The organism is Nocardioides sp. YJ-D4 (assembly GCF_054031495.1).
This window is the reverse complement of sequence record NZ_CM132932.1, coordinates 4922202-4946679: the sequence shown is the minus strand read 5'-3', so window position 1 is coordinate 4946679 and position 24478 is coordinate 4922202. Positions and strand designations below refer to the sequence as shown.

At 70.4% G+C, this 24478-nt stretch carries 17 protein-coding genes and 1 tRNA gene; 3 read left to right on the top strand and 15 right to left on the bottom strand.

Annotated elements, in window-relative coordinates:
• The first annotated feature begins 139 nt into the window (after positions 1–139).
• Complete coding sequence (locus ACW14X_RS23685) at positions 140–607, top strand: hypothetical protein (RefSeq protein ID WP_457163521.1); 468 nt, start codon at positions 140–142, stop codon at positions 605–607.
• Positions 608–815: 208 nt separating this feature from the next.
• Positions 816–892: transfer RNA gene (locus ACW14X_RS23680), tRNA-Ile, on the top strand.
• Here the strand turns inward: ACW14X_RS23680 and ACW14X_RS23675 are convergent.
• The 5 genes from ACW14X_RS23675 to ACW14X_RS23655 form a co-directional block, all read right to left on the bottom strand.
• Entirely contained in the window at positions 887–1849 is a 963-nt protein-coding gene (locus ACW14X_RS23675; RefSeq protein ID WP_160028512.1) for a GNAT family N-acetyltransferase, read from the bottom strand. The genes ACW14X_RS23680 and ACW14X_RS23675 overlap by 6 nt on opposite strands.
• Before the next feature lie 89 nt (positions 1850–1938).
• Positions 1939–4212, bottom strand: coding sequence for a transglycosylase domain-containing protein (locus tag ACW14X_RS23670; protein WP_457163520.1), 2274 nt, complete (start codon positions 4210–4212; stop codon positions 1939–1941).
• 185 nt (positions 4213–4397) lie between these two features.
• A complete protein-coding gene (locus tag ACW14X_RS23665) occupies positions 4398–4823 on the bottom strand; it encodes a ribonuclease domain-containing protein (RefSeq protein WP_160028510.1) in 426 nt (141 codons plus the stop codon).
• Positions 4824–4933: 110 nt separating this feature from the next.
• On the bottom strand, positions 4934–5587 hold the full coding sequence (locus ACW14X_RS23660) for a response regulator (protein WP_457163519.1): 654 nt from the start codon (positions 5585–5587) through the stop codon (positions 4934–4936).
• A complete protein-coding gene (locus ACW14X_RS23655) occupies positions 5584–6867 on the bottom strand; it encodes a sensor histidine kinase (protein ID WP_457163518.1) in 1284 nt (427 codons plus the stop codon). Before ACW14X_RS23655 ends, ACW14X_RS23660 begins: the two co-directional genes overlap by 4 nt.
• Before the next feature lie 117 nt (positions 6868–6984).
• Here ACW14X_RS23655 and ACW14X_RS23650 point away from each other — a divergent pair, with 117 nt between their 5' ends.
• Positions 6985–7737 (top strand): GAP family protein, encoded by a 753-nt coding sequence (locus tag ACW14X_RS23650; RefSeq protein ID WP_457163517.1) that lies wholly within the window; start codon positions 6985–6987, stop codon positions 7735–7737.
• 3 nt (positions 7738–7740) lie between these two features.
• Here ACW14X_RS23650 and ACW14X_RS23645 read toward each other — a convergent pair whose 3' ends face one another.
• The 10 genes from ACW14X_RS23645 to ACW14X_RS23600 all read right to left on the bottom strand — a co-directional run bounded on the left by ACW14X_RS23645 (position 7741) and on the right by ACW14X_RS23600 (position 24476).
• A complete protein-coding gene (locus ACW14X_RS23645; RefSeq protein ID WP_457163516.1) occupies positions 7741–8583 on the bottom strand; it encodes a hypothetical protein in 843 nt (280 codons plus the stop codon).
• Positions 8584–8614: 31 nt separating this feature from the next.
• Positions 8615–11383, bottom strand: a complete 2769-nt coding sequence (locus tag ACW14X_RS23640; RefSeq protein WP_457163515.1) for a family 78 glycoside hydrolase catalytic domain — start codon at positions 11381–11383, stop codon at positions 8615–8617.
• A 59-nt stretch (positions 11384–11442) separates the two neighbouring features.
• Positions 11443–14607 carry a family 78 glycoside hydrolase catalytic domain gene (locus ACW14X_RS23635; protein WP_457163514.1) on the bottom strand — a complete coding sequence of 1055 codons (3165 nt, stop codon included), beginning with the start codon at positions 14605–14607 and terminating at the stop codon, positions 11443–11445.
• Between the two features lie 93 nt (positions 14608–14700).
• Positions 14701–15309, bottom strand: a complete 609-nt coding sequence (locus ACW14X_RS23630; RefSeq protein ID WP_457163513.1) for a LutC/YkgG family protein — start codon at positions 15307–15309, stop codon at positions 14701–14703.
• Positions 15302–16762 carry a lactate utilization protein B gene (locus ACW14X_RS23625; protein WP_457163512.1) on the bottom strand — a complete coding sequence of 487 codons (1461 nt, stop codon included), beginning with the start codon at positions 16760–16762 and terminating at the stop codon, positions 15302–15304. Before ACW14X_RS23625 ends, ACW14X_RS23630 begins: the two co-directional genes overlap by 8 nt.
• Complete coding sequence (locus ACW14X_RS23620; protein WP_457163511.1) at positions 16759–17544, bottom strand: (Fe-S)-binding protein; 786 nt, start codon at positions 17542–17544, stop codon at positions 16759–16761. Before ACW14X_RS23620 ends, ACW14X_RS23625 begins: the two co-directional genes overlap by 4 nt.
• A 9-nt stretch (positions 17545–17553) precedes the next feature.
• Complete coding sequence (locus tag ACW14X_RS23615) at positions 17554–17781, bottom strand: helix-turn-helix domain-containing protein (protein ID WP_160028490.1); 228 nt, start codon at positions 17779–17781, stop codon at positions 17554–17556.
• Between the two features lie 61 nt (positions 17782–17842).
• Positions 17843–20941 (bottom strand): glycosyl hydrolase, encoded by a 3099-nt coding sequence (locus ACW14X_RS23610; RefSeq protein WP_457163510.1) that lies wholly within the window; start codon positions 20939–20941, stop codon positions 17843–17845.
• Between the two features lie 23 nt (positions 20942–20964).
• Complete coding sequence (locus ACW14X_RS23605) at positions 20965–22449, bottom strand: rhamnulokinase (RefSeq protein WP_457163509.1); 1485 nt, start codon at positions 22447–22449, stop codon at positions 20965–20967.
• Positions 22446–24476, bottom strand: a complete 2031-nt coding sequence (locus ACW14X_RS23600) for a bifunctional aldolase/short-chain dehydrogenase (protein ID WP_457163508.1) — start codon at positions 24474–24476, stop codon at positions 22446–22448. The genes ACW14X_RS23605 and ACW14X_RS23600 overlap by 4 nt, the downstream gene beginning before the upstream one ends.
• Positions 24477–24478 lie beyond the last annotated feature (2 nt).

The following is a 24478-nucleotide window of genomic DNA, read 5'->3' as shown; positions in this document are numbered from 1 at the left end:
GTACGGCCCGGTCGCGAACAGGTACGGGGAACGTACGGGTTCTGCAGACGCCGCAGACCCGCAAGATTTCGTTGAGTCATCGCTAGGGGGTCTCCCCTGAGGCTGCCTGCACAGGCATCGTGAGCGCCATTCACGAGCGATGAACCGACATCCCACTTCTCCGGCAACAGAAAGCACCTCGCTCATGAAACCAAGTCTGATGCGACGAGTCTCTGCCGCTGCCGCGGCCATCGGAGCGGCAACCGCCGTGCTCGGCCTCACCACCGCAGCACCGTCGATGGCAGACAGCTACGGCACGTGCCCTTACCCGAACGTCTGCTTCTACGACGACCAGCCATACACCGGTACATACTTCCGCCGCTATCAGGACGTGACCGATTACTATCAGTCGGTGCCGATTCGCTCCGGGCGAATCCGAGTCTGGAACACGCGCAATGACGACGTCGCGTTCGTCCGAGTCAGGAACACGAGTACTGGCGCCATCTACACGTGGTGCATGATCCCCAACAGCGGGCTCGACCTCAACAACAACTCGATCCCCACGGGTATCAAGATCCGCCCCAGGTCCGACTGCCCTAGCCCCGGCCTATACCCCGGCGAGTACTAGGAACCTCTCCCCCGGTGCGTTCTCGCCCTCCGTGCTGTCAGCGGAGGGCGAGTGCCACTGACCTGTTGACGATGTGCCGACATCGCGCGCGAACGCCGGGGCTGCGGCACGTTTTTCTGTAAGCCCGGCAATGGGCGAACCGGTCTGGGACTGCCAACGCACGTGGTGTCCTGAAACTCGGAACTGCCATGCCCGCTAGGATCTGCGCGGGCCGTTAGCTCAGTCGGTTAGAGCAGAGGACTCATAATCCTTGGGTCGCGGGTTCGAGCCCCGCACGGCCTACCAACGATCGGTGCGCTGGACCTCGTGCATGAGCTCGATCTTGCGGAAGCCGAACTGCCGGTTGATGCGCTGCATCACGTCGTTGGACGGGTCGGTCCAGGTGTGGATGCTGGTGCGCTCGGGGTGGTCGCGCTGGACGGCGGCGAGGGTGGCGACCTTGAGGGCGAGGCCGAGCTTGTGGCCGCGGTGGGCGGACTTGACGAAGGTGTCGTCCTGGATGGCCTCGTCGCTGCCGTGGGCGAGGAAGATGACGGAGTAGCCGACGAGCTCGCCGGTGAGGATCTCGCGGGCGGCGGCGGTGATGCGGTCGTAGGAGCGGGCGGTGCTCTTCTCGGCCGAGCGGATGCGGTCGGCGGTGTGCGCGACCAGGTCCTCGTGGGACTTGCCCGGCATCTCCTTGCCCATCTGGTTGCGCAGGCCGACGAACTGGGCCAGCAGGTCCTCGGGGGTGCGGTCCTCCCACATCAGGATCTCGTAGCCGAGCACGTTGAAGGGCTTGTGCGGCAGCGGGAGGTCGGCGGCGAGATGGTCCTCGCGGCGTACGGACTTGAATCCGAGCGCTCGCGCGAAGGCCAGGGACGACTTCGGCGGGATGGTCACCTCGGCGGTCGTCAGGGTGCGGCCGCTGGTGCGGCGTACGTCATCGGCGGCTCGCCACAGCTCGGTGCCGACTCCGCGCCAGCGGTGCACGGGGAGGACGTGGATCCCGAGCTCGACGACGTGGCTCCGCTCCTCCTCCGGGAGGTCGAGCTCGGCGATGCCGATCGTCTCGCCCTGCTCCTTCGCGGCGAGGAGTACGCGGCGGCCGTGGTCGTGCGGGGTGCGCACGGAGTTCGCGAGCGCCTCGAAGGTGCGATGCGACGCGTAGGGTCGATCGAAGGCCATCGATGCCGCCTCCACGGCGTACCAAGCCTTCAGAGCGGTGTCATCGTGGACGTCGACGGGGGCGATCACAGACACGGGCACTATCTAACCGTGTCGGGCAAGGTCGTGGGAACTGAGGTCCCCCACCAAGCGTTGACACGTCATCTGTTCGGACCGGATCCGGCTCAGACGGGCCCGGGCTCGGTGTCGGGGTCGTCGGGGTCGGGGTCCGGAGGACCTGGCGTGTTGGTCGGCGTCGGGGTCGGGGTCGGCGTCGGGGTCGGGGTGGGTGTCGGCGTAGGAGTCGGCGTCGGCGTCTGGGACGGCGAAGGCGTGTTCGACGGCTCCGGCTCCTCGGTCGGCTCGGGGTCCGGGCTCGGCGGGACGTACGGCGCGTGGCCGGACTCCGGGGCGTCGCCGTCGAGCCAGGCCGGCGGCGGGAACTCCTCGTAGTCGAGCTCGTCGGTCAGCGTGCCCATGATCTCGACCCAGGTGTCGGCCGGGTAGTCGGCACCGAAGAAGGTGTCGAGCCAGCCGTCGAGGGCGCCGCTGCCCTTGCCGCGGCTGTAGGCGACGGCGGTGGAGAGCTGCGGGGTGTAGCCGACGAACCAGGCCGAGGAGACCTCGTCCTTGTCGTTGGTCGCGGTGCCGGTCTTGCCCGCCGCGGGCTGGACCACGGCGCTGGCGGCCTGGCCGGTGCCGCTGGAGACGACCTGCTGCAGGGCGTAGGAGGTGTCGTTGGCGATCTCTTCGTCCATCGCCCGCTTGCTGCTCGCGGTGTCGTCGTGCTCGTAGATGACGGTGCCGTCCGCGTCGACCACCTTGGAGACGACGAAGACGTCGTTGTGCATCCCGCCATTGGCGATCGTGGCGTAGGAGTTGGCCATGTTGATCGGGCTGACCGTCGAGTTGCCCAGCGTGAGCAGGAAGTTCTCGGGCTGCATGTCGGCGCCCGACTTCATCGGGATCCCCGGGTAGGCGGGGTCGAGACGGTCGCCGCGCGGGATGCCGGAGCGTACGGCCATGTCGTAGACGTCCTTGCTGCCGTTGGGCAGCGAGTCGGACATCTCCACGAAGGCGGTGTTGATCGAGTCCTCCATCGCCTGGAGGCTGCTGACGTTGGAGCCGTAGCTGTGGCCGTACGGGTCGGCGGCGCTCTGGCCGGAGTTGCGTACGTTCACGCCACCGGGGAACTCCATCGGCGAGTTGCCGTTCCAGGTGTCCTTGAGCGAGTAGCCCGCCTTCAGCGCGGCGGCGAGGGTGAACGGCTTCATGGTCGACCCGGCCATGGTGGCGCTGCTCGCTGCCCAGTTGATCTGCGACTCGAGATAGTCCTGACCGCCGTAGAAACCACGCAGCGCGCCGGTCTTCACGTCGACCGTCGCCGCGCCCACATGGAGCTCGTCCTTCTCGTTGCCCTCGTCGTACGCCTTCTTGTCCTCAGGACGTACGTCGTTGACCGCCTCCTCGACGGTCCTCATCGTCTTCTTGGTCAGCGTGGTGGTGATCCGCAGCCCGCCGCCGTTGATCTCGTCCTCGGTGACCAGCGGGTTGCCCTGCTCGTCCTTGAGCTTGAGGAGCTCGTCGCGGACCAGCTTGAGCGCGTGACCCTTCTGTCCGCCGTAGCGGCTGTCGGAGCGCGGCTTCTTGAACTTCGGCAGCGACTCCTTGGCCTTCTCCCCCTCGGCGGCGTCGACCATGTCCATCTTGACCATCGAGTTGATGACGTAGCGGTAGCGGCCCTCGAGCTCGGCGACCGACTCCTCGCCGTTGCTCGGGTCGAGGTCGTTGGGGTCGTTGAGGATCGCGGCGAGTGCGGCGGCCTCCTGGAGGGTGAGCTTCGCGGCCGGCTTGTCGAAGTAGGCGTTCGACGCGGCCTCGACGCCGTAGGCGCCACGGCCGAAGTAGATGGTGTTGAGGTAGCCGGCGAGGATGTCCTCCTTGGACTTCTGCCGGCTGATCTTCAGCGAGATGACCGCTTCCTTCACCTTGCGGGAGTAGGTGCGCTCCTGGGTGAGGTAGAGGTTCTTGACGTACTGCTGGGTGATCGTCGAGGCGCCGGACTGGGTGCCGCCGGTGTTGTTGTTGACCACCGCGCGCAGGATGCCCTTGATGTCGATGCCGCTGTTGGTCCAGAAGGTGCGGTCCTCCGCGGCGACCGCGGCGTCCTTCATCAGCTGCGGGATCTCGTCGTACGGCAGCGAGTCGCGGTCCTGGGAGTCGGCGATGTAGCGCCCGAGCTCGTCCTTGCCGCCGCGGTAGTAGACGAAGGAGGTCTCCTTCTCGTACGCGGCGTTGGCGTTGGGGATCGGGATGGCGTTGTAGGCCACGATCACACCCAGAGTGCCGATCAGCGCGCCCACCAGGATCACGACGAAGAAGGCCTTCAGGACCTTCTTTCCGCGCTTCTTCTTCGGCGTCGGCGTGGGTGTGTAAGGCGGATTGCCCTGCCAGCTCAAGTTGTCCCCTCCCGCGGTCACAAACGTTCCTAGAGTACGGCGGGCTCCCAGGCCCGACGCGATCGTCGGCTCCGTGTCCAGGACGTTTCAGCGGGGTCTCAGGTTGCCTCTGAGAGGGCGACAGGCCTCTGTCCTGGGCCGGCGATGCCGTGTCTGCCCAGGTCAGAGGCCCGTTGCGGGAACACTCAGACCAGGAAGTAGAAGGTGCTGTAGTGGTCGGGAGTGAAGTACACATCACCCGTTGTGGTGTCGACCACGAGCCGGTAGGACTGACGCTGCGCACCGCATTCACGCGGGGTCACGTCGAACTCGAGGTAGGAGTGGCCCGAGGGCAGCTCGCCCTCGTAGTTGTTGTAGGTGCCACCGGAGAAGTTGCAGGTGCCGGTCGGCGGCCAGTCGTGCCAGCCACGGTTGGACGGGTAGCCCAGCGAGGCCCAGACCTCGTTGGAGTCGAGGGCCTCTGCACAGCCCTTGTGGGTGCAGCTCTCGATCCAGTCGGCCTGGGCGGCAGGGGCCAGCGCGACGCTCCCACCGAGCAGGCTGGTGGTGGCGACGAGACCTGCGAGGAGCAGCTTGATCATCGTGAGCACGGAGCGGTTCTTCCCGGACATGAATCCTCCAGTGTGTGCGTTACGGACGGTTGGTAATTCTGCTACCTGGCACGTCCGGATGGGGGCTCCGAAGGTCACGAACCGGTGAACTCTGGGGTGTGAGCGCGTCGTCAGACGATGCCCGCCTCGCGGGCCACGATCGCCGCCTGGACCCGGGAAGCGACCCCGAGCTTCGCCAGGACACGGGAGACGTGGGTCTTCGTGGTGGCCTCGGAGATCACCAGCCGCTGGGCGATCTCGGCGTTGGACAGGCCCTGTCCCAGGGCGGCGAGCACGTCCCTCTCCCGGGGTGTGAGATCTGTGGGAAGGGACGTGTCGGACGGCCCCGCCGGGGCCGATCGGTCCGGCGCTCCGGCGAGCTCGGCGAGCACCCGGCGGGTCACCTCCGGGGCGACCACGCCGTCGCCGGCGGCGACGTGCCGGACCGCGTCGACCAGGTCGGACGCCTCGGCCGACTTGAGCAGGAAGCCGGCCGCGCCGGCGCGGAGGGCACCGAAGACGTACTCGTCCAGGTCGAAGGTGGTGAGCACGAGTACGTCGGCGAGCCCCTCCTCCACGACCTGGCGGGTCGCGGTCACGCCGTCGGTGCCGGGCATGCGTACGTCCATCAGCACGACGTCGGGGCGCAGAGCCCGCGCGTTGGCGACCGCGGTCGCGCCGTCGGCGGCCTCCCCCACCACCTCGATGTCGCCGGCAGTGGCCAGCAGCATGCGCAGGCCGGCACGAATGGCGGCGTGGTCGTCGGCGAGCAGGACCCGGATCATGCGCTCACTCCCGGCAGCGGCAGGATCGCTCGGACCCGCCAGCCGGTGCCGTCGGGGCCGGCCTCGAAGGTTCCACCGAGGGCTTCGGCTCGTTCGCGCATCGACACCAGTCCGGTGCCGGTCCCGGCCTCGGCCGCAGGCTCCTTCGCGGCGCCGGCATCGGTCACCTCGATAGCGAGGGCGTCGCCGGGGATCAGGCGAAGACGAGTGGTGCCGCCGCCGTGCTTGAGCACGTTGGTCAGGGACTCGCGCACGATCCGGTAGACGGCGTGGTCGACCGCGACCGGCAGCGCGAGGTCGGCGCCGTCGAGAAGCCCATCTGGGTCGTCGACCAGCAGCGGCAGACCGGCCAGTCGCGCCTGGTCGAGGACGGGGCCGAGGTTGGCGGCACGGGAGGCGGCGGTGAGGTCCTCGGCGTCACCGGGATCGCCGTCGGAGCGCAGTACCCGGATCATCGCGCGCATGTCATCGAGCGAGGCCAGGCTCTCGGCCCGCACCGACCGCAGCGCCGCTCGATCCCGTTCCGGGTCGTGCTCGCCGGCCAGCGCCGCACCCGAGGTCAGCGCGATGGCGGACAGGTGGGACGCGACGACGTCGTGCAGGTCCCGGGCCACCGCGGAGCGCTCGGCCCGGACCGCATCGTGCCGCTCGGCCTCGGCCAGGCGCAGCAGCGCGGCGCTGCGTTCCCGCTCGAGCCGGGCCCGGTCATCGGCGGCATCGGCGAGCTCGCTGCCCTGACGTATGTTGCTGCCCCACCACATCGGGGTGACGATGATCGCGAAGAGGGTGAGCGCGAGCACGACGGGGGTGCGTGGGTCGGAGGTGGCCGCGGCGGAGGCGACGACCGAGGCAGCGATGGCCGCCGCGACGGCGAAGGCGGCGATGCGTCGCGCCAACGGCGACCCGTGCAGCTGCCCGGCGAAGAGCGCGTCCCAGAGCACCACCACCATCGCGATGCTGCCCCCGAGCAGCAGGTCCGCCCCGAAGCAGAGGGCGACCACGGTCTGCACCGCGAGCGGACGGCGCCGCTTGAGCACGAGCGCCCCGGCCGCGAGGGCGAGCGGGACGAGATGCCACCACGTCGGCACGGTGTCCAGGTCGATGCCGAACGGTTGCACGCCGTGTACGCCTCCGACCTGCCCCAGGGCATGCAGCGCGAGACCGGCAACGAGCACGACCACGGCGTCGAGCCAGGCCAGCCGGCGGTCCGCAGCGCGCAGGCTCGTGCCACCGCCGAGAAGCGCCGCGGGCAGCTGCTGCAGCAGGGTCGGGCGGTCCACGACACCATCTCAGCACGTACGCCGCTTCCCCGGGTCATCCGAAGGATGTATCCCTGGGCGGAAGGATCAGCGGTTCGGCTGACGCGCGCGAGGCCGGGCACACGCGAGCCTCGGGGCATGGACATCGACCTCGGCCCACTCACCGGCGATCTGGGCGGCACCGCGACGTACGTCGCACTGGCGGTGCTGGCGCTGATCGACTCGACCAGCTTCGGCACCCTGCTGATCCCGGTGTGGCTGCTGATGGCGCCGGGAAGGGTGCGGCCCGGGCGGATCCTGGTCTACCTGGGCGCGATCGCCGGGTTCTACGCGCTGCTCGGCATCGCGATCCTGCTGGGTGGCACGGCCGTGGCCGACGCGCTCACCGGGCTGAGCGACTCGCGCCCGTTCCTGTGGGGGCAGCTGCTCGTGGGCGTCGGCCTGTTCGCGTGGAGCTTCAAGGTCGACCCGCCCGGTTCGGCGAAGGGCCGGACCGAGGCGCCGGAGCCGCCGCGCCGCCTGCTCCGCTGGCGCGAGCGGGCGGTCGCCTCCGAATCGGGCTCGGCCTCGGCGCTCGCCGCGCTGGCGGTGCTCGCCGGGCTGGTCGAGGCCGCCTCGATGCTCCCCTACCTCGCCGCGATCGGAGTGATCGGGACCCAGGGGCCGGACTGGCCGGTGTCGGGGCTGTGGGTGCTCGGCTACTGCGCCGTGATGATCGCTCCGGCGCTCCTGCTCACCGCCGCGCGCGTCTTCGCCGCTCCCCTGGTGGCCAGACCGCTGGCCGTCCTCGACGGCTGGCTGGCCAAGCATGCCGCCAGCGCGACGGCATGGGCAGTGGGCATCGTCGGGTTCCTGCTCGCCCGGGCCGCGCTCGGTCCGCTCTTCGGCTGAGCGTCACTCCCAGCCGCAGTAGCCGGGCAGGAAGTCGTAGAGGGCGGTCTTCTGGGCCTTGCTGAGCGGGAGGAAGTAGCTGGCGCCGTCCGGGACGTCGGGGCCGCCGACGTGGACCCGGAAGAGGCTGCCGACCTTGTCGTCGGCCAGGGCGTGCGGGTCGCACCGGGCGGGGAGGACCCGCAGCTCCAGCGTCGTCGGGTCGCCCGTCATCGGAAGCGGGGTCGCTCGCGGCCAGGTCGGCGTCTCGGCCGCGAGCTGGAAGAGCACCGTGCCCTCCCAACCGTCGAAGGTGACGTCCGGGCGAGCCTCCGTCGGGGCGAACGTGACCGGGAGGATGAAGACGCTCTGCTTGCCCTCACCCTCGACCCGGGGCTCGCCGACGGTGATGTCGGCGGCCTCGGTCAGGCTGCCCTCGGCGCAGTCGCGATCGAGGAGACGGTCGACGTTGGCGTACCTGTCCTCGGCCGTGCCGGTGCTGGTGCGCCACTCCTCCTCGTCGCCGGTCTGACGCCAGGTGATGGTCAGGTCGGCGTCGCCGCCCTCGCCGCACTTCCCGCGGGGCATGTCGAAGTCGAAGTCCATCTCGGGGTCGACCGGTTCCGAGCCCGTCCATCGGGCCCGGAACCGGTCGCTGCTCACCTCGACGCGCGAGACCTCGATCGAGGTGCCGGTGTCGTTGACGAGGCGTACGAACGCCTCACCGGTGTTGCGCTGGAGCCGGGTCTGGTCGAGGTAGGCCGTGAGCCCGTCGGGCCAGGCCGTCTCGCTCGGCTCGGACGTGCCGCAGGCGGCCAGGGTCGACCCGGCCAGGAGACCCGCGGCGAGCACGGCGATTCGGCGCACTGCCGCAGGTTAGCGGAGCCATGGACCCTGGTCACGCTCCTTTCGTGAAGGTCCAGGCGCCGGAGCCGATCCGGTAGGAGGTGATGCCGTTCTCGGTCCCCAGGCGCTCCGGAGTGGCACTGCCGGGGCCGGTGGCCAGGTAGGAGCCTTCGGGGAGGCGTACGACGGCGGTGACGTTGACCGGGACCGTGGCGCGGAGGGTGAGGCCGTCGGCGGTGCGGGTCCAGGCGGAGGCGACGCGGCCACGCTGGGTGGCCACGGAGCCCTTGGCGTGGGTCAGGCCGGTGGCCGGCACGGTGAGCTCGACCTCGGCGGCGCCCGGGGCGGTGGTGCGGATGCCGAGCACCGACTCGGTGACGTCGACGATGCCGCGCGAGCCCCAGCCGTGAGAGGCGCTGTTGGCCGAGCCGCTCAGCTCCCAGGCCTCGGGAGTGAAGGTGCCTCCGCCGGCGAGCCAGCCGGCCCAGCCGTAGTCGTCCTCGTTGGTCAGCAGGTTCAGGACGCTCTCGCCGGCACCGGCCTCGGCGAGGGCCTCGAGCAGCACGTGAGCGGTCATCGGGCCCTGCTTCATCCCCTGGGAGGCGATCTGCTCACCGAGTGCGGGGACATCCTGCTCCGGTGCGACGCCGAAGGCGATGGCGTACGAGGTCGCGTGCTGGCCGGCGTGGGCGGACTGGGTGCCGTCGGCGAGCAGGCCGTCGACGTAGGTCCCATCGGCCTTGCGCAGCGTCTGGTTCATCCGCGTCGCGAGGGCGTCGGCGTCCGAGCGGAGCGCGGCGACCTCGGCGTCGGGGCGGTCCAGCTCCTCGCCGATCAGCGCGACCTTGCGGAGCACGTCGACGCCGAGCGCGTTGACCGTGGTCCTGGCGGCGGTGGTCATGTCGTAGCCGAAGCGACCGTGGGCCGGCCAGTCGACGATGCCGTAGAGATACTGGCCGGAGCCGCCGGAGAGGTTGGTGACCAGACCCTGGGTCGGGCCGCTGGTGGCGATGTGGCGGCGGATGTAGCCGGCGGTGGCGGTGAGGTTGTCGTACGCGTCCTCGAGGACGGCCTTGTCGCCGGTCTCGAGGTAGTAGCGCCAGATCCAGTCGGGGACGACCTCGGTGAAGTCGGGGATGTCACGCTTGCCGTCGCCGTTGGGGTAGACCGCGTTGTAGCGGCCGGCGTCGTTGCCGGTCCTCCAGTAGCGCTCCTGGCTGAGCAGGAACTCCCGGATCGCCTGGCGGGAGGCGACGCGCTCGCGCTGGGCGGACATCAGGCCGATCGAGATGTTGGCGGTGTCGTGCAGGAACTGGCCCTGCTCACGCGTCGGGGTGTCGACGAAGGTCTCCTGGACCGAGTAGCGCAGCGAGCGGTCCATCAGGTCCCACACGTCATCGAGGGTCGCGTCGGAGCTCTCGAAGCTGGCGACGCCGTCCTCGTCGTACGCGGTGTGCACGACGGTGGCGGTCACGTCCTCGGCGGTGATCTCCTCCCCCGCGCCCGGGATCTCGAGGTAGCGGAAGCCCAGGTGGCCGACCGCCAGGTAGTCCTGCTCGCCCGCAGCCTGGGTGTAGGGGAAGGACATGTTGGTGCTCTGCGTCGAGAGACCCGTGGTCGAGACCCGGCCGGTGTCGGCGAGCTCGTAGCCTGCCCGGATCGGGACCTGTCGCCCGGCCACGCCGTCCTCGAAGTGCACGCCGGGTCGGGCAGGGATGATCGTGCCGAAGTCGGCGACCGGGGTGCCGTCGGCGGCTTCGAGGATGCGCTCGGGGTGGACGACGGTCTCCTCGAGCCGGGTCTGCTGGCCCTCCAGGTGGGTGAACGGCGCCACCGGGTGCGCGCCGACGACCACGGCACCGGACCACTGGGAGTCGTCGTAGCCCGGCGCTGTCCAGTCGCCGATCTGCTGGGCTGCCTGGCCGTCGAGGTGCTCGATCCACAGACCCTCACCGTTGCGGGTGCCGACGGTGACGTACGGGCCGCGGCGGACCTTCCAGGAGCCGTCAGTGACGATCGTGGTCGTCTCGCCGTCGGCGTAGGTCAGCTCGAGCTTCAGGAGTACGCCGGGGATGCCCGCGGCGCGACCCTGGCCACCGCTGAACCAGTGCAGCTTGACGCCGAGGGCGAGGGTCTCGCCGGGCGTGACCAGGTCGGTGACGTCCGCGGCCTGGTAGTAGCCCTCGCTCGGGTAGCCGAAGTTGCTCATCCGGTCGGCCTGCTCGCCGCCGAGATAGAGCTCGGCGGTGTGGCTGGCGGCCAGGTAGCTGCGGGCGCGGACGATCTTGCCGTCCGGGACCTCGACCTCGGTACGGGCCAGGGTCCACTCGTCGCGCTCCTGGGCGGGGTTGTCCGCAGTGCCCGGTGGTCTCCTGATCCAGCTCGCGCCGGCCCAGTCGCCGTCGCCGATCCCGGTCTCGAAGGCGGCCCTCGCCGACCACCGCGACGGGAGCCTGCCGCGGTCCCAGGTCATGACCCGCCAGGTGTAGCGGCTGCCGGACTCGAGGGTCTCGCCGGCGTAGTCCACGTAGGACTGCTGCGCGGAGGTGACCTTGCGGGAGTCCCAGACGATCTCGCCGGCGGCGTCGCGTACCTCGATCTTGTAGGCGCTCTGCACCTCGTTGGCGTCGCTGTCCTGGGGCAGCCAGCCGAACCGTGGGATCAGATCGGTGTTGAGCGGGCGGGCGACGTCGTCGACGGTCAGGCCGCCGGGTGCGGCGGGCGCGGTGTTGGCGGACGCGGCACCGGTCGGTGTCACGGCCGCCGCGAGGCTGGTGACGACCAGGGCGCTGGTGACGATCGCGGCCAGGCGGAGCTTCATGGGGTCCTCCGAGCGAGTTGGTACGTTGCTGTGCCCGGTTCTGGGCACAGCCTTCAGGTTCAGCAGACGGCGCGAAGCCGCTCGACTTCCGGGCTCTCACCCGAGCTCGTGCTGATGACATGGCATCCGGAGGGCACGTCCTGGATCACCAGATAGGAGCCCTCACGCGTCGCGGGCACCGGCTGCCCGTCGAGGAACACCTGCTCCCCGGACGGCGCCGGCACGAGAACCTCGGCCCGGGAGTTGCCCGGAACGCTCACGCCGACGTCGATGCCGCGGTCGGTCGTGGCGTACGCCGCGCCGATGCGTCCGCGGAGGGTGGGCAGGGTGACGTGTGCCCACGGGACCCCGGCGGGCTGGGGCCGGACACGGAACTCCTCGTAGCCGGGCACCAGGGGCTCGATGCCGAACATGCCCTGGGGCACGTTGTAGGCCGGTGACGCGGCCCAGGGGTGCGACCAGGTCATGTTGGGCTTCAGCGAGGTGTCCCAGGCCTCGGCGGTGGCACCGGCTCCCTTCGCGATCATGTTGAGCCAGCTGCGGAGCCCCGTGCTCGTCAGCAGCTGGTGCGCGACGTCTCCGCGGTCACCGTCGTAGAGGGCTTCGAGGACGAAGGCGGCGCAGTAGACGCTGCAGGCCATGCCGCGGGTGCCGATGTAGTCCGCGGCGCGTTGCGCGACCTCGCCCTGGGCGAGCCCGAACGCCGTGGCGAAGACGCTCGCCTGGATCGCCCAGTGCTGGATCGGGGTGCCGTCGGCGTCGAGGCCGTCTCGGTAGGCACCCTTGGCCGGGTCCCAGAGCCTGTCGTTGGCCGCGTTTCGGAGGCGGTCGGCGATGGCGGTGTAGGTGGCCGCGTCGCCGTCATGCCCCAGCGCCGTCGCGATGTCCGCCATGTCGCGGAACGACCGGTGGCCGATCGCGTTGATGACGGTGTTGTAGGGACGGAAGACGTAGCCGTCGCGCTCGGATGCCGGCCAGTCGACGATGTCGCAGTCGGTGCACGAGTTGGAGCCGGTGGATCCGGTGTTCTTGCGGATCAGTCCCGTGGACGGCTCCACCCACTTGAGTGGCAGCTTCTCCTGCAGGGCGGTGTAGTTGCGGGCCAGGGCCTCGGTGTCGCCGGTCTGCTGCCAGGAGTCGTGGAAGGCCAGGATCGTGTACATCGGCCACTCGGTCGGCCACGTCCTGCGGGTGAGCAGGTACTCCAGGGAGTAGTTGCCCAGGGTCGGGTCGCTGGAGACGAAGAAGTTGGCCATCATCTGCAGGTAGCTGTCGGCCTCATACGCCCCGCGCTCGCGGCTCCAGGAGTCGACGTAGAGGTCGTGGTTGGTCGCCTCGATCGTGTTGCGCGACAGCTCCCACACCCGGTCGAGGTCGTCATCGGCGGAGTCGAAGATCGCCTCGTCGGTGTCGAAGGGATAGACCTGCGCCAGGGCGGGGAAGTCGGCGGCGCCCAGGCCGGAGGGAGCCCCGATGACCTCGGCGTAGCGGAAGACCCGCATCCCCCAGGTCTCCAGGTGCTGCTCACCGGCACGCAGCGTCCATCTGTCCTGGTAGGTGTTGCCGGTCCGCATGGCGTACCGCACGGTCTGAGGCGCGGACAGCTCTTCGCCGAACCGGAGGTCGAGCACCTGTCCCGCGGTGCCGTCGATGTCCAGGGAGAGACCGCCGACCCACGTCCGGCCGTAGTCGATGAAGTAGTGGCCGGGCGCCTTCTCCACCACGCTGACCGGACCCCTCAGCTGCTGCTCCACCTTCGCCGTGGGGGCCGCCCGAAGGTCGCCGAAGGCCGGACGTACCGCGGCGTCGTTCCAGCCGGAGTCGTCGAAGCCCGGCTCGGCGAAGCCGTCGGGCCAGTGGGCCGACTGCAGGTTCTCCTTCGGTGCCGAGAAGAACGAGGTCCCGATGCTGCCGGCGGAGGGGAAGACGAGGCCACCGGAGCGACTCCGCCACTGCGGACCGCTCACAATCGCGTCACGGGTGCCGTCGGCGTACTCCACGACGAGCCGCCCGAGGAAGCGCCGGTCGCTGCTGGTCCACCCGAGCACCCCGATCGCGTTCTCGGCTCCCGGCCGCAGTGCGGCGGTCACGTCGAAGCCGTCGTATCGAGCCTCGCCGCGGATCGGCTGCGTCGGTCCGAGACCGACGAACTCGCCGTTGAGCCACGCCTTGTAGACGTACTGCCGGCCCGGCGCGGTCGAGGATGCGGTCGCATAGAACGTGGCGGCCGCGATCGGCTTGTCGGGCAGCGTGAACTCGTGCCGGAAGAAGGCCCAGTCATGCGACTCGACTCCGTAGACGCAATTGGCGTTCGTGCCGACCTCGAGCCAGCCGCCCACAGCGGCGCCGCAGGCGAAGTCACTGCCGGCGGAGAAGTCGTTGGAGTAGAGGACCTCGCCCGAGGCGGAGGTGACGCTCAGGTCGTCCCACCTGTTGCGCTCGGAACCGCCGGTGCGGAATCCGACCGAGCCGGCGGCGAAGTCGGTGAGGGTTCGGGTGTCGATGAGGGTGTCGTCGAGCCACGTGCGGATGGTGGTTCCCTCCGCCTGGATGCGCAGCCGGTAGGAGGTGTCGCGGACGAGGGGCTCGGACAGCGGCACCGAGTCGAGCTGGGTGAAGGTCCCGCCCACGCGCTTGTGCGGAGCGAAGGTGTTCACCCCGTCGCCGCGGAACTGCCACATGTAGTAGTTGCTGGCGTCCGCGGCCCGGAAGGCGATGGTGGCGTTCTGGGACGTGATCCGGAAGGTGGTGTCGATCGTGACGTCGCCCCAGGAGATCGTACGGGCCGGGGCTAGCCAGATCGGCTGGGCCTGGCCCCACTCCTGACCTGGACCGGTGGTGAAGGTGGCGATGCTCGACCAGTCCGAGCTCTTTCCGCGCCCGTCCCACGTGCGGACCCGCCACTGGTAGGTCTGCTCGGGCTCGAGCGCCGGACCGTCGTAGGGCACGTTGGTGCTCGCCGAGGACCTGACACGACCGGAGTCCCAGACGCCGGCGGCTCCGATGCCCTCGGTGATCCGGGCCACCTGTACGCGGTAGGCGCTCTGCTCGGCGAAGGGAACGTGCCAGGCCAGCAGCGGCGAGCTGAGGTTCTCCACATCGCGCGGCGAGGGCAGCTGCGAGACGGTCAGATGGGTGGCCGCCGAGCCCTCGACGGCGACGGCCGGGACAGGTGCCGCGACGACGAGGACACTGATCACGATCGCGGCCAGGCGGAGCTTCATGGGGGTCCTCCGGATCGGGATTGATACGTTTCAGAGCACTCCGAAGACTATGACCACCGTCACACGATCGGGAAGGGTCGTGGCCGGATCCGGTCACCGTCTGCCGGCGACCACCAGGACGTGGAGGGTGCGGGGGCCGTGGACGCCTTCGACGCGGTCGAGCTCGATGTCGCTGGTGGCCGACGGGCCGCTGATCCACGTCTGCGGCCGGGCGGGATCCAGAACGCCGATGGCATCGGGGACGTCGGGGACCACCTGGTCCTCGCGGACGACGCAGATGTGGGTGTCGGGGACCAGCGAGATGGCTCGGCGGCCCTGGTCGGCGGCGTGGTCGAGGACGATCGTGCCGGTCTCGGCGATGCCGACCCGGGCCTCGGTGACGACCGCTGCGATCCGGTCCAGCTCCGCGGCGGTGAGGGTGCCGTCGTCGACGATCGCGCCGGGGACCTGGACCGACAGGCCGGGCGGGACGACCACCCCGCCGGCTGGGAGCGCAGCGGCGATGCGGTCCTCGAGCTCCTCGGCTCCGCAGCGCTCGACCACGGCGCGGTAGTCGGCCACGCGTTCGGCGAAGAGGTCGACGACCGCCGGGGTCGCGACCGGCGCGAGGTCCCGAGGGGCGCGGGCCTCGGCGACGTCGATCGTCGAGCCGGCCAGCGCCTCGCGGACCCTGGCGAGGATCTCGGTGCGTGCGTCAGTCATCGCTGCCATCTCCCGTTCGGCCGTTGTCGGTGCGGCCACCATCCGTGCGTCGCCACCAGGCCCGGAAGCTCTCCCCCGGCGCGTCCGGCAGATCTCGCGCGCCGATCCAGGCGGCGGGTCCGAAGCGGCGCGCGAAGCGCATGCCGAGACCGGTGAAGCGCTCGACGGCGGCGAGGCGGCGCGAGCGCCCCAGGACGTACGCCGCACCCTTCATCGCCACCGCCTCGGGCTTCGGCACGCCGCCTCGGTGGGCGTCGACCACCTGGGCGCGCTGGTCGACCAGGACGGAGGGGATGTCGATGCGTACCGGACAGACCTCGAAGCAGGCGCCGCACAGCGAGGACGCGTAGGGCAGCGAGTCGATCTGGTCGTCGTGCCCGACGCCCTTGAGCAGCGGGTTGAGGATGGCGCCGATGGGACCCGGGTAGACCGAGCCGTACGCATGGCCGCCGGTGCGCTCGTAGACCGGGCAGACGTTGAGGCAGGCAGAGCAGCGGATGCAGCGCAGCGCCTGACGACCGACCTCGTCGGCCAGAGCGCGGGTGCGACCGTTGTCCAGCAACACCACGTGCACCTCCTGCGGGCCGTCGCCGGGGGTGATCCCGCTCCACGTCGAGGTGTAGGGGTTCATCCGCTCGCCGGTCGAGGATCTCGGCAGGAGCCTGAGCATCGGGTCGAGGTCCTCCCAGCGGGAGACGACCTTCTCGATGCCGACGACGGAGACCAGTACGTCGGGCAGGGTCAGGCACATCCGGCCGTTGCCCTCCGACTCCACCACGACGAGGGTGCCGGTCTCGGCGACCGCGAAGTTGGCGCCGGAGATCCCGACCTTCGCACGCAGGAACTTCTCGCGCAGGTGCTCCCGCGCTGCGGCGGCGAGGACAGCCGGCTCGTCGGTGAGGTCTACGGGTGCCGGACGGCCGGCGGCTCCCATCTTCGACCGGAAGATCTCGCGGATCTCGGCCCGGTTGCGGTGGATCGCCGGCACCAGGATGTGGCTCGGCAGGTCCTCGCCGAGCTGCACGATCAGCTCGGCCAGGTCGGTCTCCCAGGCCGCGATGCCCTCCTCGGCGAGCGCCTCGTTGAGCCCGATCTCCTGGGTCACCATCGACTTGACCTTCACGACCTCCTCGGCATGGTGCGCCTTGGCGATCGCAGCGACGATCGCGTTGGCCTCGGCGGCGTCGCGAGCCCAGTGGACGGTGGCGCCGTTGGCGGTGAGGGTCTCCTCGAGGCGTACGAGCTGGGTGTCGAGGTCGAGCAGCGCGCGCTCCTTGACCGCGGCACCGGCCAGGCGCAGCTCCTCCCAGTCCTCGACCTCGGCGACGACCTTCGCCCGCTTGGCGCGGATCGTGCCGGTCGCGTGGGCGAGGTTGTGGCGCAGCTGGGAGTCGGCGAGGGCCTCGCGCGCGGCCTCCGGGAAGGCCGGCATGCCGACGAACGTGCCGCTCATCGGGCCACTCCTTCTGCGGGGCTCGACTCGGTCGAGGCGAGGATCTCGGCGAGATGGACGGTGCGTACGCCCGAACGCTGCCGGGAGAGCACGCCACCGATGTGGGTCAGGCAGGAGTTGTCACCGGCGACCACGATCTCGGCGCCGGTCTCGCGGATGTGGCGGGCCTTGTCGGCACCCATCGCGATCGAGGTGTCGGCGTTCTTGACCGCGAAGGTGCCGCCGAAGCCGCAGCACTGGTCGGCGCCGGGCAGGTCGACCAGCCTGATCCCCCGCACCGCCTCCAGCAGCCGTCGCGGCCGGTCCCCCACGCCCAGCATCCGCAGCGAGTGGCAGGTCGGGTGGTAGGTCACCCGGTGCGGGTAGTAGGCGCCCACGTCGGTCACGCCGAGCACGTCGACGAGGAACTCGGAGAGCTCATAGACCTTCGGGGCGACCTCCGCGACGGCTCGCTCGAGGCCGGGGTCGCCGGAGCGGCGGGCCACGATCGAGTGCTGGTGCCGGGCCGATCCCGCGCACGACCCGGACGGTGTCACGACGGCGTCGTAGCCGGCGAAGGCGTCCACGAACGTACGCACCACCGGGACCGCCTCGTCCAGGTAGCCGGTGTTGACCATCGGCTGTCCGCAGCAGGTCTGCGCCTGCGGGAAGTCGACCTCGACGCCGAGCCGGCGCAGGAGGCGTACGACGGCCTGACCTGTGCTCGGGTAGAGCGCGTCGTTGATGCACGTGACCATCAGCGCGACTCGCATCCGGCGGCCTCCTTCGTCTCTTGTGTCCATCACATAAGTTCAGATGAGTCCGGTGCGTACGGCCCGCACGACCGCCTCCACACTCGTCCCCGCTCCCAGCGCATCCGCGGCCGCCCGGAGACGGCGCCGCACGGTGCGTTCGGAGATGCCCAGCGCCCGCGCGATCCGCTCGATCGTGTAGCCCCGAGCGAACAACGCCAGCACCTCCACCTCGTCCGATGGAAGGTCGGTCGTAGTGGAAGGTCGTACGCCGCCCGAGGCCGCCACAGTTCACTCCTGTCTCAGCATGACGCTGACCGTTGGATGGGCTCGCGACCGGACACCGCGCTCATCCGGCCACCACCTTCTCGACGTAGGGCACCAGTCGCACCGGCCCGGCGAGCCCATAGCTCTGCCTGGTCGCCACGCCGTAGACCGACGGGGTGACGGTGCGCAGCCGGTTGAGCAGCGTCGAGGCCACCTCGATCTCGATCGTGTTGGAGCCGGGGACCAGGGCATGGCCCAGGTCGACCACCGGGTCCATCGGGTCGCACGGCGCCAGCAGCTCACCGTTGACGCGCACCCGGAAGGTGTCGTTGACCTCGCCGAGCTCGAGGTAGGCGCCGTCCTCCGCGGTCCAGTCGGTGCCGAGGTCGATGCTCGTGCGGTAGCGGCCGATGCCGGAAGCGTCCTCGAGGCCGGCGACCTTCGACCAGGACTGCGGCGCCGCGAGGTCGCTGGTCACGACCTCCTTCGTCGTCGCGAGGTCCTTGGGATCGGCCGGGTTGGCCGGCTTCCAGTCCTCCAGCGCGAGGGCCCAGGACTGTGGCGTCACCGGCTCGCGCACCCGGTCGACGGCGACCTTCACCGTCCGGCCGTCGGCCTTGGTGAGCTCGAAGGTGCCGGCGGTCGTCGTGCGCAGCGCGACGTTGGCGCCCCGCGCCACCACGGCCTGGCCAGCGGTGGCGACGGGGAGAACAGAGCGGGCGACGCCCGCGCCCGGGGCCGCGAGAGCGACCACGGTGGACTGGCCGGGAACGAGGTCGACCCGCACCCGGACCCGGTCGCCGGCACGCTCGTAGGCGGCGATCCGGGTGACCTCGCCGGTCCACGCGTCCAGCAGCCACGGCACGGCGGCGCGGTCGGTGGCGGTCAGCCAGACGTCCTGCTGCACCGGGTTGAGGCGCCGGTTCTCGGCGTGCCGGGCGTTGGCGAGGTAGTAGAGGTCGACCTTGCCGGTGACGCGCCGGACGTGCATCACCGTCGAGTCGGCGTGCTCGACGTCGCGTACGACACCGAGCGCGGCCAGCGCGTTGCCGACCTCGGCCTCGGGGACGGTGCGGGTGGTCGGCAGGGCGCCTACCTGGGCCATCAGCGAGCGCACCTCGGCGGTCGCCGCCTCGCTGTCGCGACCGGCGACGGTGACCTGCGACCAGTCACCGATGAGCACGATCGGCAGGCCCTTGCGCCCGAGTGCGAGCAGCCGCTTCGCGCCGTCGATCTCCATCGTGAACGCGTTGCTGCGCAGGTTGTCGGGGCCGACGACGACAGCCTTGTAGGCCGGACCGTCCGGCGCCAGGCGGCCGTTCGCGACGTCGACGCCGTCGAGCGCGAGCAGCGAGGCGCTGACGAAGGAGTGCGACCAGCCGAGCTTGGTGCCGTTGTTGGTGATCCACTGCGGGCCGATGCCGGTCGAGGCCCAGCCCTTGTGGCGCCAGAACGCGACGTCGTACTTCGGGGTGCCGGTCTGCAGCACCAGCTGGGTGCGGGCGAGGTAGGCGGCGATGCCGGGGATGTGCTGCCACTGCGGGGTGCGTGGTCCCCAGGCCTCCCCGAAGCCGATCGCGCCGTTGTAGTAGGGCGAGAAGGCCGCGAAGCCCGGCCAGGTGACGTCGGGCGCCTTCGCGTAGGGGAAGCCGTGGATCATCAGCTGGTTCACACCGGCGACGAAGATGCTGTTGATCGTGAACAGCGCCTGGTTCTGGGCGGTCGGGCTGGTGCTGTTGGCGCCCCAGGTCGTGTTGTACGCCGCGCCGTTGTAGCAGATCGCCTCGCAGGAGAGGACCGTGTGGCCGGCGAGGTCGCGGCCGGCGGCCATCACCCGGTAGTCGTCCAGGTTCTTGAAGCCCAGGGACTCGGTCTCCGGTACGTCGACCACGGCCGAGTGCTGCATGGTGTCGGTCTCGAGGCCGTAGGGCTGGATCCGGATGCCCATGCCGAGCGTCTTCGCGAACTCCTGCATCGGGCGCAGGTGGTGGTCGCGGTAGAGGTCGGAGAGCACGATGTTGTAGTCGTCGCGGATCTCGTTGGTGCGCAGGTTGTCGGCGGTGGCGGGGTCGGTGGCCGCGATCGAGAACTGGTACTTCTCGTCCTTCTCCAGCACGAACGGCAGCCACGGCCGCAGGTCGTAGCCGTGCTTGTCCTCGAACTCGTCGAGGAGGTCGCGGGTCCAGATCGTCGCCTCGGTCTCGATCTCGAGGGAGTCCTCGAAGAGGTAGCCGCCCGCGGCCCGCAGCAGCGTACGCAGCTCGCCGTCGAGCACGCGGTCCTGCCACAGGTCGATGACCTTCTGGGCGCCGCGGCGGTTGAAGTGGTCGACCACGTAGGCACGCGGGGAGGTGTGCGGGCCGGCCTCGGGCTCCTGGCCCGAGCCCCGCTGCCAGGTCGCGAGCACGACCCAGGTGGCGCCGGCCGGGTCGGCCGGCGCGGTCCAGGTGAGGTGCTCGCCCTCGACGCTCCCGCTGAGGTCGAGGTAGGAGGCCGGGTCGAGGATCGTGCTGGTGATGTTGTTGTTGCGGTCGCGTACGTAGCCGGTGACGCGGTGCGCCTGCACGGTCACCAGCTCCGCGCGGGTCACCGACGACGCCGGCTCCACGACGGGCTCGGGAAGCGCCGCGTCGTAGGACGACCCGGCACCGACGACCGCCTGACCGTGCACGAGCTCGGTGCAGGCGGCGTCGTTGTCGGGGGTGATCGTCGGGACGGCGGCCGGCCACGAGGGGCCGACGGTCAGGTCCACGCGTACGTCACGCTTCGCCGCCTGCGCGAGCGCAGCCTTGACGCCGGCCACCCACGGTGCGGTCCCCCACCCGTGCGTCGCGACGTCGATGTCGATGTTGCGGGCACGCAGGCTGTGGGTGACGTCGGCGACCTCGAGCACGCCGAACCCTGCGTCGGCGACCTGGTCGACCTCCCGCGCGATCTCGACCGGGTCGACGAGGCCGTGCGGCCACCACCAGCGGAAGCCCGCGGCGGTGGCGGTCCCCGGCTTGCGGAACGCCTTGACGAAGGCGTCCGGGAGCCCGGAGGTGCCGGACGCGGTCGTGGCCCCCGCGGAGGTCGCGGCTGCGGTCGCGGTGACGCCGGCGGCAGCGGTGCCGAGGGTGGCGGCCGCAGTGCCGAAGAGCGCGCGGCGGCTGAGCCGGGCGTTGGAGAGGAAGTCGGTCATGGGGGTGCCTTCGGGGAGCAGGGTCAGGAGATGCGGGCCTCTGCGGCGGACCAGTCGAGGCCGTCGCGCGGCTCGAAGCGGCGTACGTCGTAGGAGCGGCGGACCAGGTCCCGCATCGCGGGGAGGTCAGGCAGGTCGGCCCCGAGAGCCCTGCCCTGGACCAGGACGTTTCCGAGTGCGGCCGCCTCGACCGGGCCGGCGAGAACCGGTAGGCCGCAGGCGTCCGCGGTGAGCTGACAGAGCAGCTCGTTCTGAGAGCCGCCGCCGACGACGTGGACGACCTCGGGCGAGGTGCCCGCGAGGGCGGCCGCGGTGCGGACGTGACGTCGGTAGGCGACAGCGAGGCTGTCGAGGATGCAGCGGGTGGTCGCTGCCGGCGAGTGCGGGATCGCCTCGTCGGACTCGGCGGCCAGCGCGGCGATCCGCTCCGGCATCGGGTCGGCCGACGTGCTCGGGAAGAGCAGTCGCGGGTCGTTGATGTCGACGACCGTACGCAGCGGCTCGAGCTCCGCCGCGGCGGCGAGCAGCGAGCGAAGCTCAGCGCCCTGGTAGCGCCGCTCGCTCCACGAGCGCAGCGACTCCGACAGGACCCACAGGCCCATCACGTTCTTGAGGAAGCGGATGGTCCCGTCGACGCCGACCTCGTTCGTGAAGTCGGCGAGCTGGGCCTCCTCGGTCAGCACCGGCCGGTCGAGCTCGAGGCCGACCAGCGACCAGGTGCCCGAGGAGATGTAGGCGAACTCCCCGTCGCTGCCGGTGTCAGCGGGGACGCCGACGACCGCCGAGGCGGTGTCATGGGAGCCCACCGCGACCACGGGTACGTCGGTGGTGACACCCAGCTCGTCAGCGACCTCGGGCAGCAGCGTGCCGAGGAAAGAGCCCGGGTCCCGAAGGGGCGGGAGGACCCCGTCGGGAATCCCGAGCTCTCGGCACAGGTCGACCGCCCAGGCGCCCTGACGGACGTCGTAGAGCTGGGTGGTCGAGGCGTTGGTGCGCTCGGCGCCGATCGCACCGGTCAGCCAGTAGCCGAGCAGGTCCGGCAGCAGCAGCATCGTCTCGGCGTTGTCGAGCGCGGTGGTGCCGCGCGCCGCGACGAGCTGGTAGATCGTGTTGAACGGGAGCTGCTGGATGCCAGTCGTGCCGTAGAGGGTCGCCGCGCCGATCTGGGCGACGATCTTCTCGGCGATCCCCTCGACGCGGGCGTCGCGGTGGCTGAAGACCTGACCGAGGAGCTGGCCGTCGTGGTCCAGCAGCCCGTGGTCGATGGCCCAGGAGTCGATGCCGATGCCGTGCAGCGGCCCGGTCCGGGCCACCTCGCGGATGCCGGTGAGCACCTCGCGATGGATGCCGAGCACGTCCCAGAAGAGCGATCCGCGGACACGTACCGCGCCGTTGGGGAAGCGGTGCAGCTCGTCGAGCTCGACCCGGTCGCCACCGATCCGGCCGGACATGACCCGGCCCGAGGTGGCGCCCAGGTCGACCGCCGCGACCCTGAGGTGTTTGCTCATCGCAAGAACGCGGCCGCGACGCCGGCGTCGACGGGAACGTGCAGACCGGTGGTGTGGGTCAGGTCGGGGCCGCAGAGCACGAAGACGGCGTTGGCGATGTTCTCGGGGAGCACCTCGCGCTTGAGCAGGGTGCGCTGGGCGTAGAACTTGCCGAGCTCCTCCTCCTTGACCCCGTAGACCTCGGCGCGCTTGGCGCCCCAGCCGCCGGCGAAGATGCCGGAGCCCTGGACCACGCCGTCGGGGTTGATGCCGTTGACCTTGATGCCGTGCTCGCCGAGCTCGGCGGCCAGGAGGCGTACCTGGTGGGCCTGGTCGGCCTTGGCCGCGCCGTAAGCGACGTTGTTGGGCCCAGCGAAGAGCGAGTTCTTCGAGGAGATGTAGACGATGTCGCCGCCCATCTCCTGCTCGATCAGCACCTTCGCCGCAGCCTTGGAGACCAGGAAGGAGCCCTTGGCCATCACGTCGTGCTGGAGGTCCCAGTCACGCTCGGTGGTCTCGAGCAGCGACTTCGACAGCGACAGCCCGGCGTTGTTGACAACCAGGTCGACACCTCCGAAGGCGAGTACCGCGGCGTCGAACATCGCCTGCACGGCGGCCTCGTCGGAGACGTCGGCGGCGAGGCCCACGGCCACATCGCTGTTGCCGATCTCTTCCGCCGCAGCCTGGGCCTTGGCGAGATCGAGGTCGGCGATCACGACGCAGGCACCCTCGGCGGCGAGCCGCTTCGCGGTGGCCTTGCCGATACCGGAGGCGGCGCCGGTCACGAGCGCGACCCGGGTCGCCAGGGGCTTGGGGGCGGGCATCCGCTGGAGCTTGGCCTCCTCGAGCGCCCAGTACTCGATCCGGAACTTCTCTGACTCGTCGATCGGGGCGTACGTCGAGAGCCCCTCGGCACCGCGCATCACGTTGATCGCGTTGACGTAGAACTCCCCCGCGACCCTTGCCGTCTGCTTGTTCTTCCCGAAGGAGAACATCCCGACGCCGGGGACCAGGACGATGAGCGGGTCCTTGCCGCGGATGGCGGGGCTGTCGGCGTCGGCGTGGCGGTCGTAGTAGCCCTGGTAGTCCTCGCGGTAGCTGACCGCGAGCTCCTTGAGCCGGGCGATGCTGTCCTCGACGGAGGCCGTGGCCGGGAGGTCGAGGACCAGCGGCTTGACCTTCGTACGCAGGAAGTGGTCGGGGCACGAGGTGCCCAGCTCGGTCAGGCGCGGGTGAGCCTCGCGAGCCAGGAAGTCGAGGACCACCTCGGAGTCGTTGAAGTGGCCGACCATCGGCTGGTCCGCCGAGGCGATACCGCGGATCGTGGGGGCGAGCGCAGCCGCCTTCGTACGCCGCTCGGCCTCGGCCAGCGGGCCGTAGCCCTCGAGCGCGGGACCGAACGGCTCGGCCTTGCTGTGCTCGTCGATGTAGGCGGCGGCCGTGTCGATGATCCACAGCGAGTTCTTCTCGGCCTCTTCGCTGGTGTCGCCCCAGGCGGTGATGCCGTGGCCACCGAGGATGCAGCCGACCGCCTGCGGGTTCTTCGCCTTGATCTCGGCGATGTCGAGGCCGAGCTGGAAGCCGGGGCGGCGCCACGGCACCCAGACGACCTGGTCGCCGAAGATCGTCGCGGTCAGCGCCTCGCCGTCGGCGGCCGTCGCGATCGCGATGCCGGAGTCGGGGTGAAGGTGGTCGACGTGGGCGGCATCGACGAGGCCGTGCATCGCCGTGTCGATCGAGGGAGCCGCGCCACCCTTGCCGTGCAGGCAGTAGTCGAAGGCGGCGACCATCTCGTCCTCGCGCTCGACGCCCGGGTAGACGTCGACCAGTGCGCGCATCCGGTCGAGCCGGAGCACGGCGAGGCCGCTCTCCTTCAGGGTGCCCAGGTCACCGCCGGAACCCTTCACCCAGAGCAGCTCGACGTCCTGGCCGGTGACCGGGTCGGTCGCGGTGCCCTTGGCGGAGGTGTTGCCGCCGGCGTAGTTGGTGTTCTTCGGGTCGGCGCCGAGGCGGTTCGAGCGCGCGATCAGGTCTTCTGCAGTGGTCATGA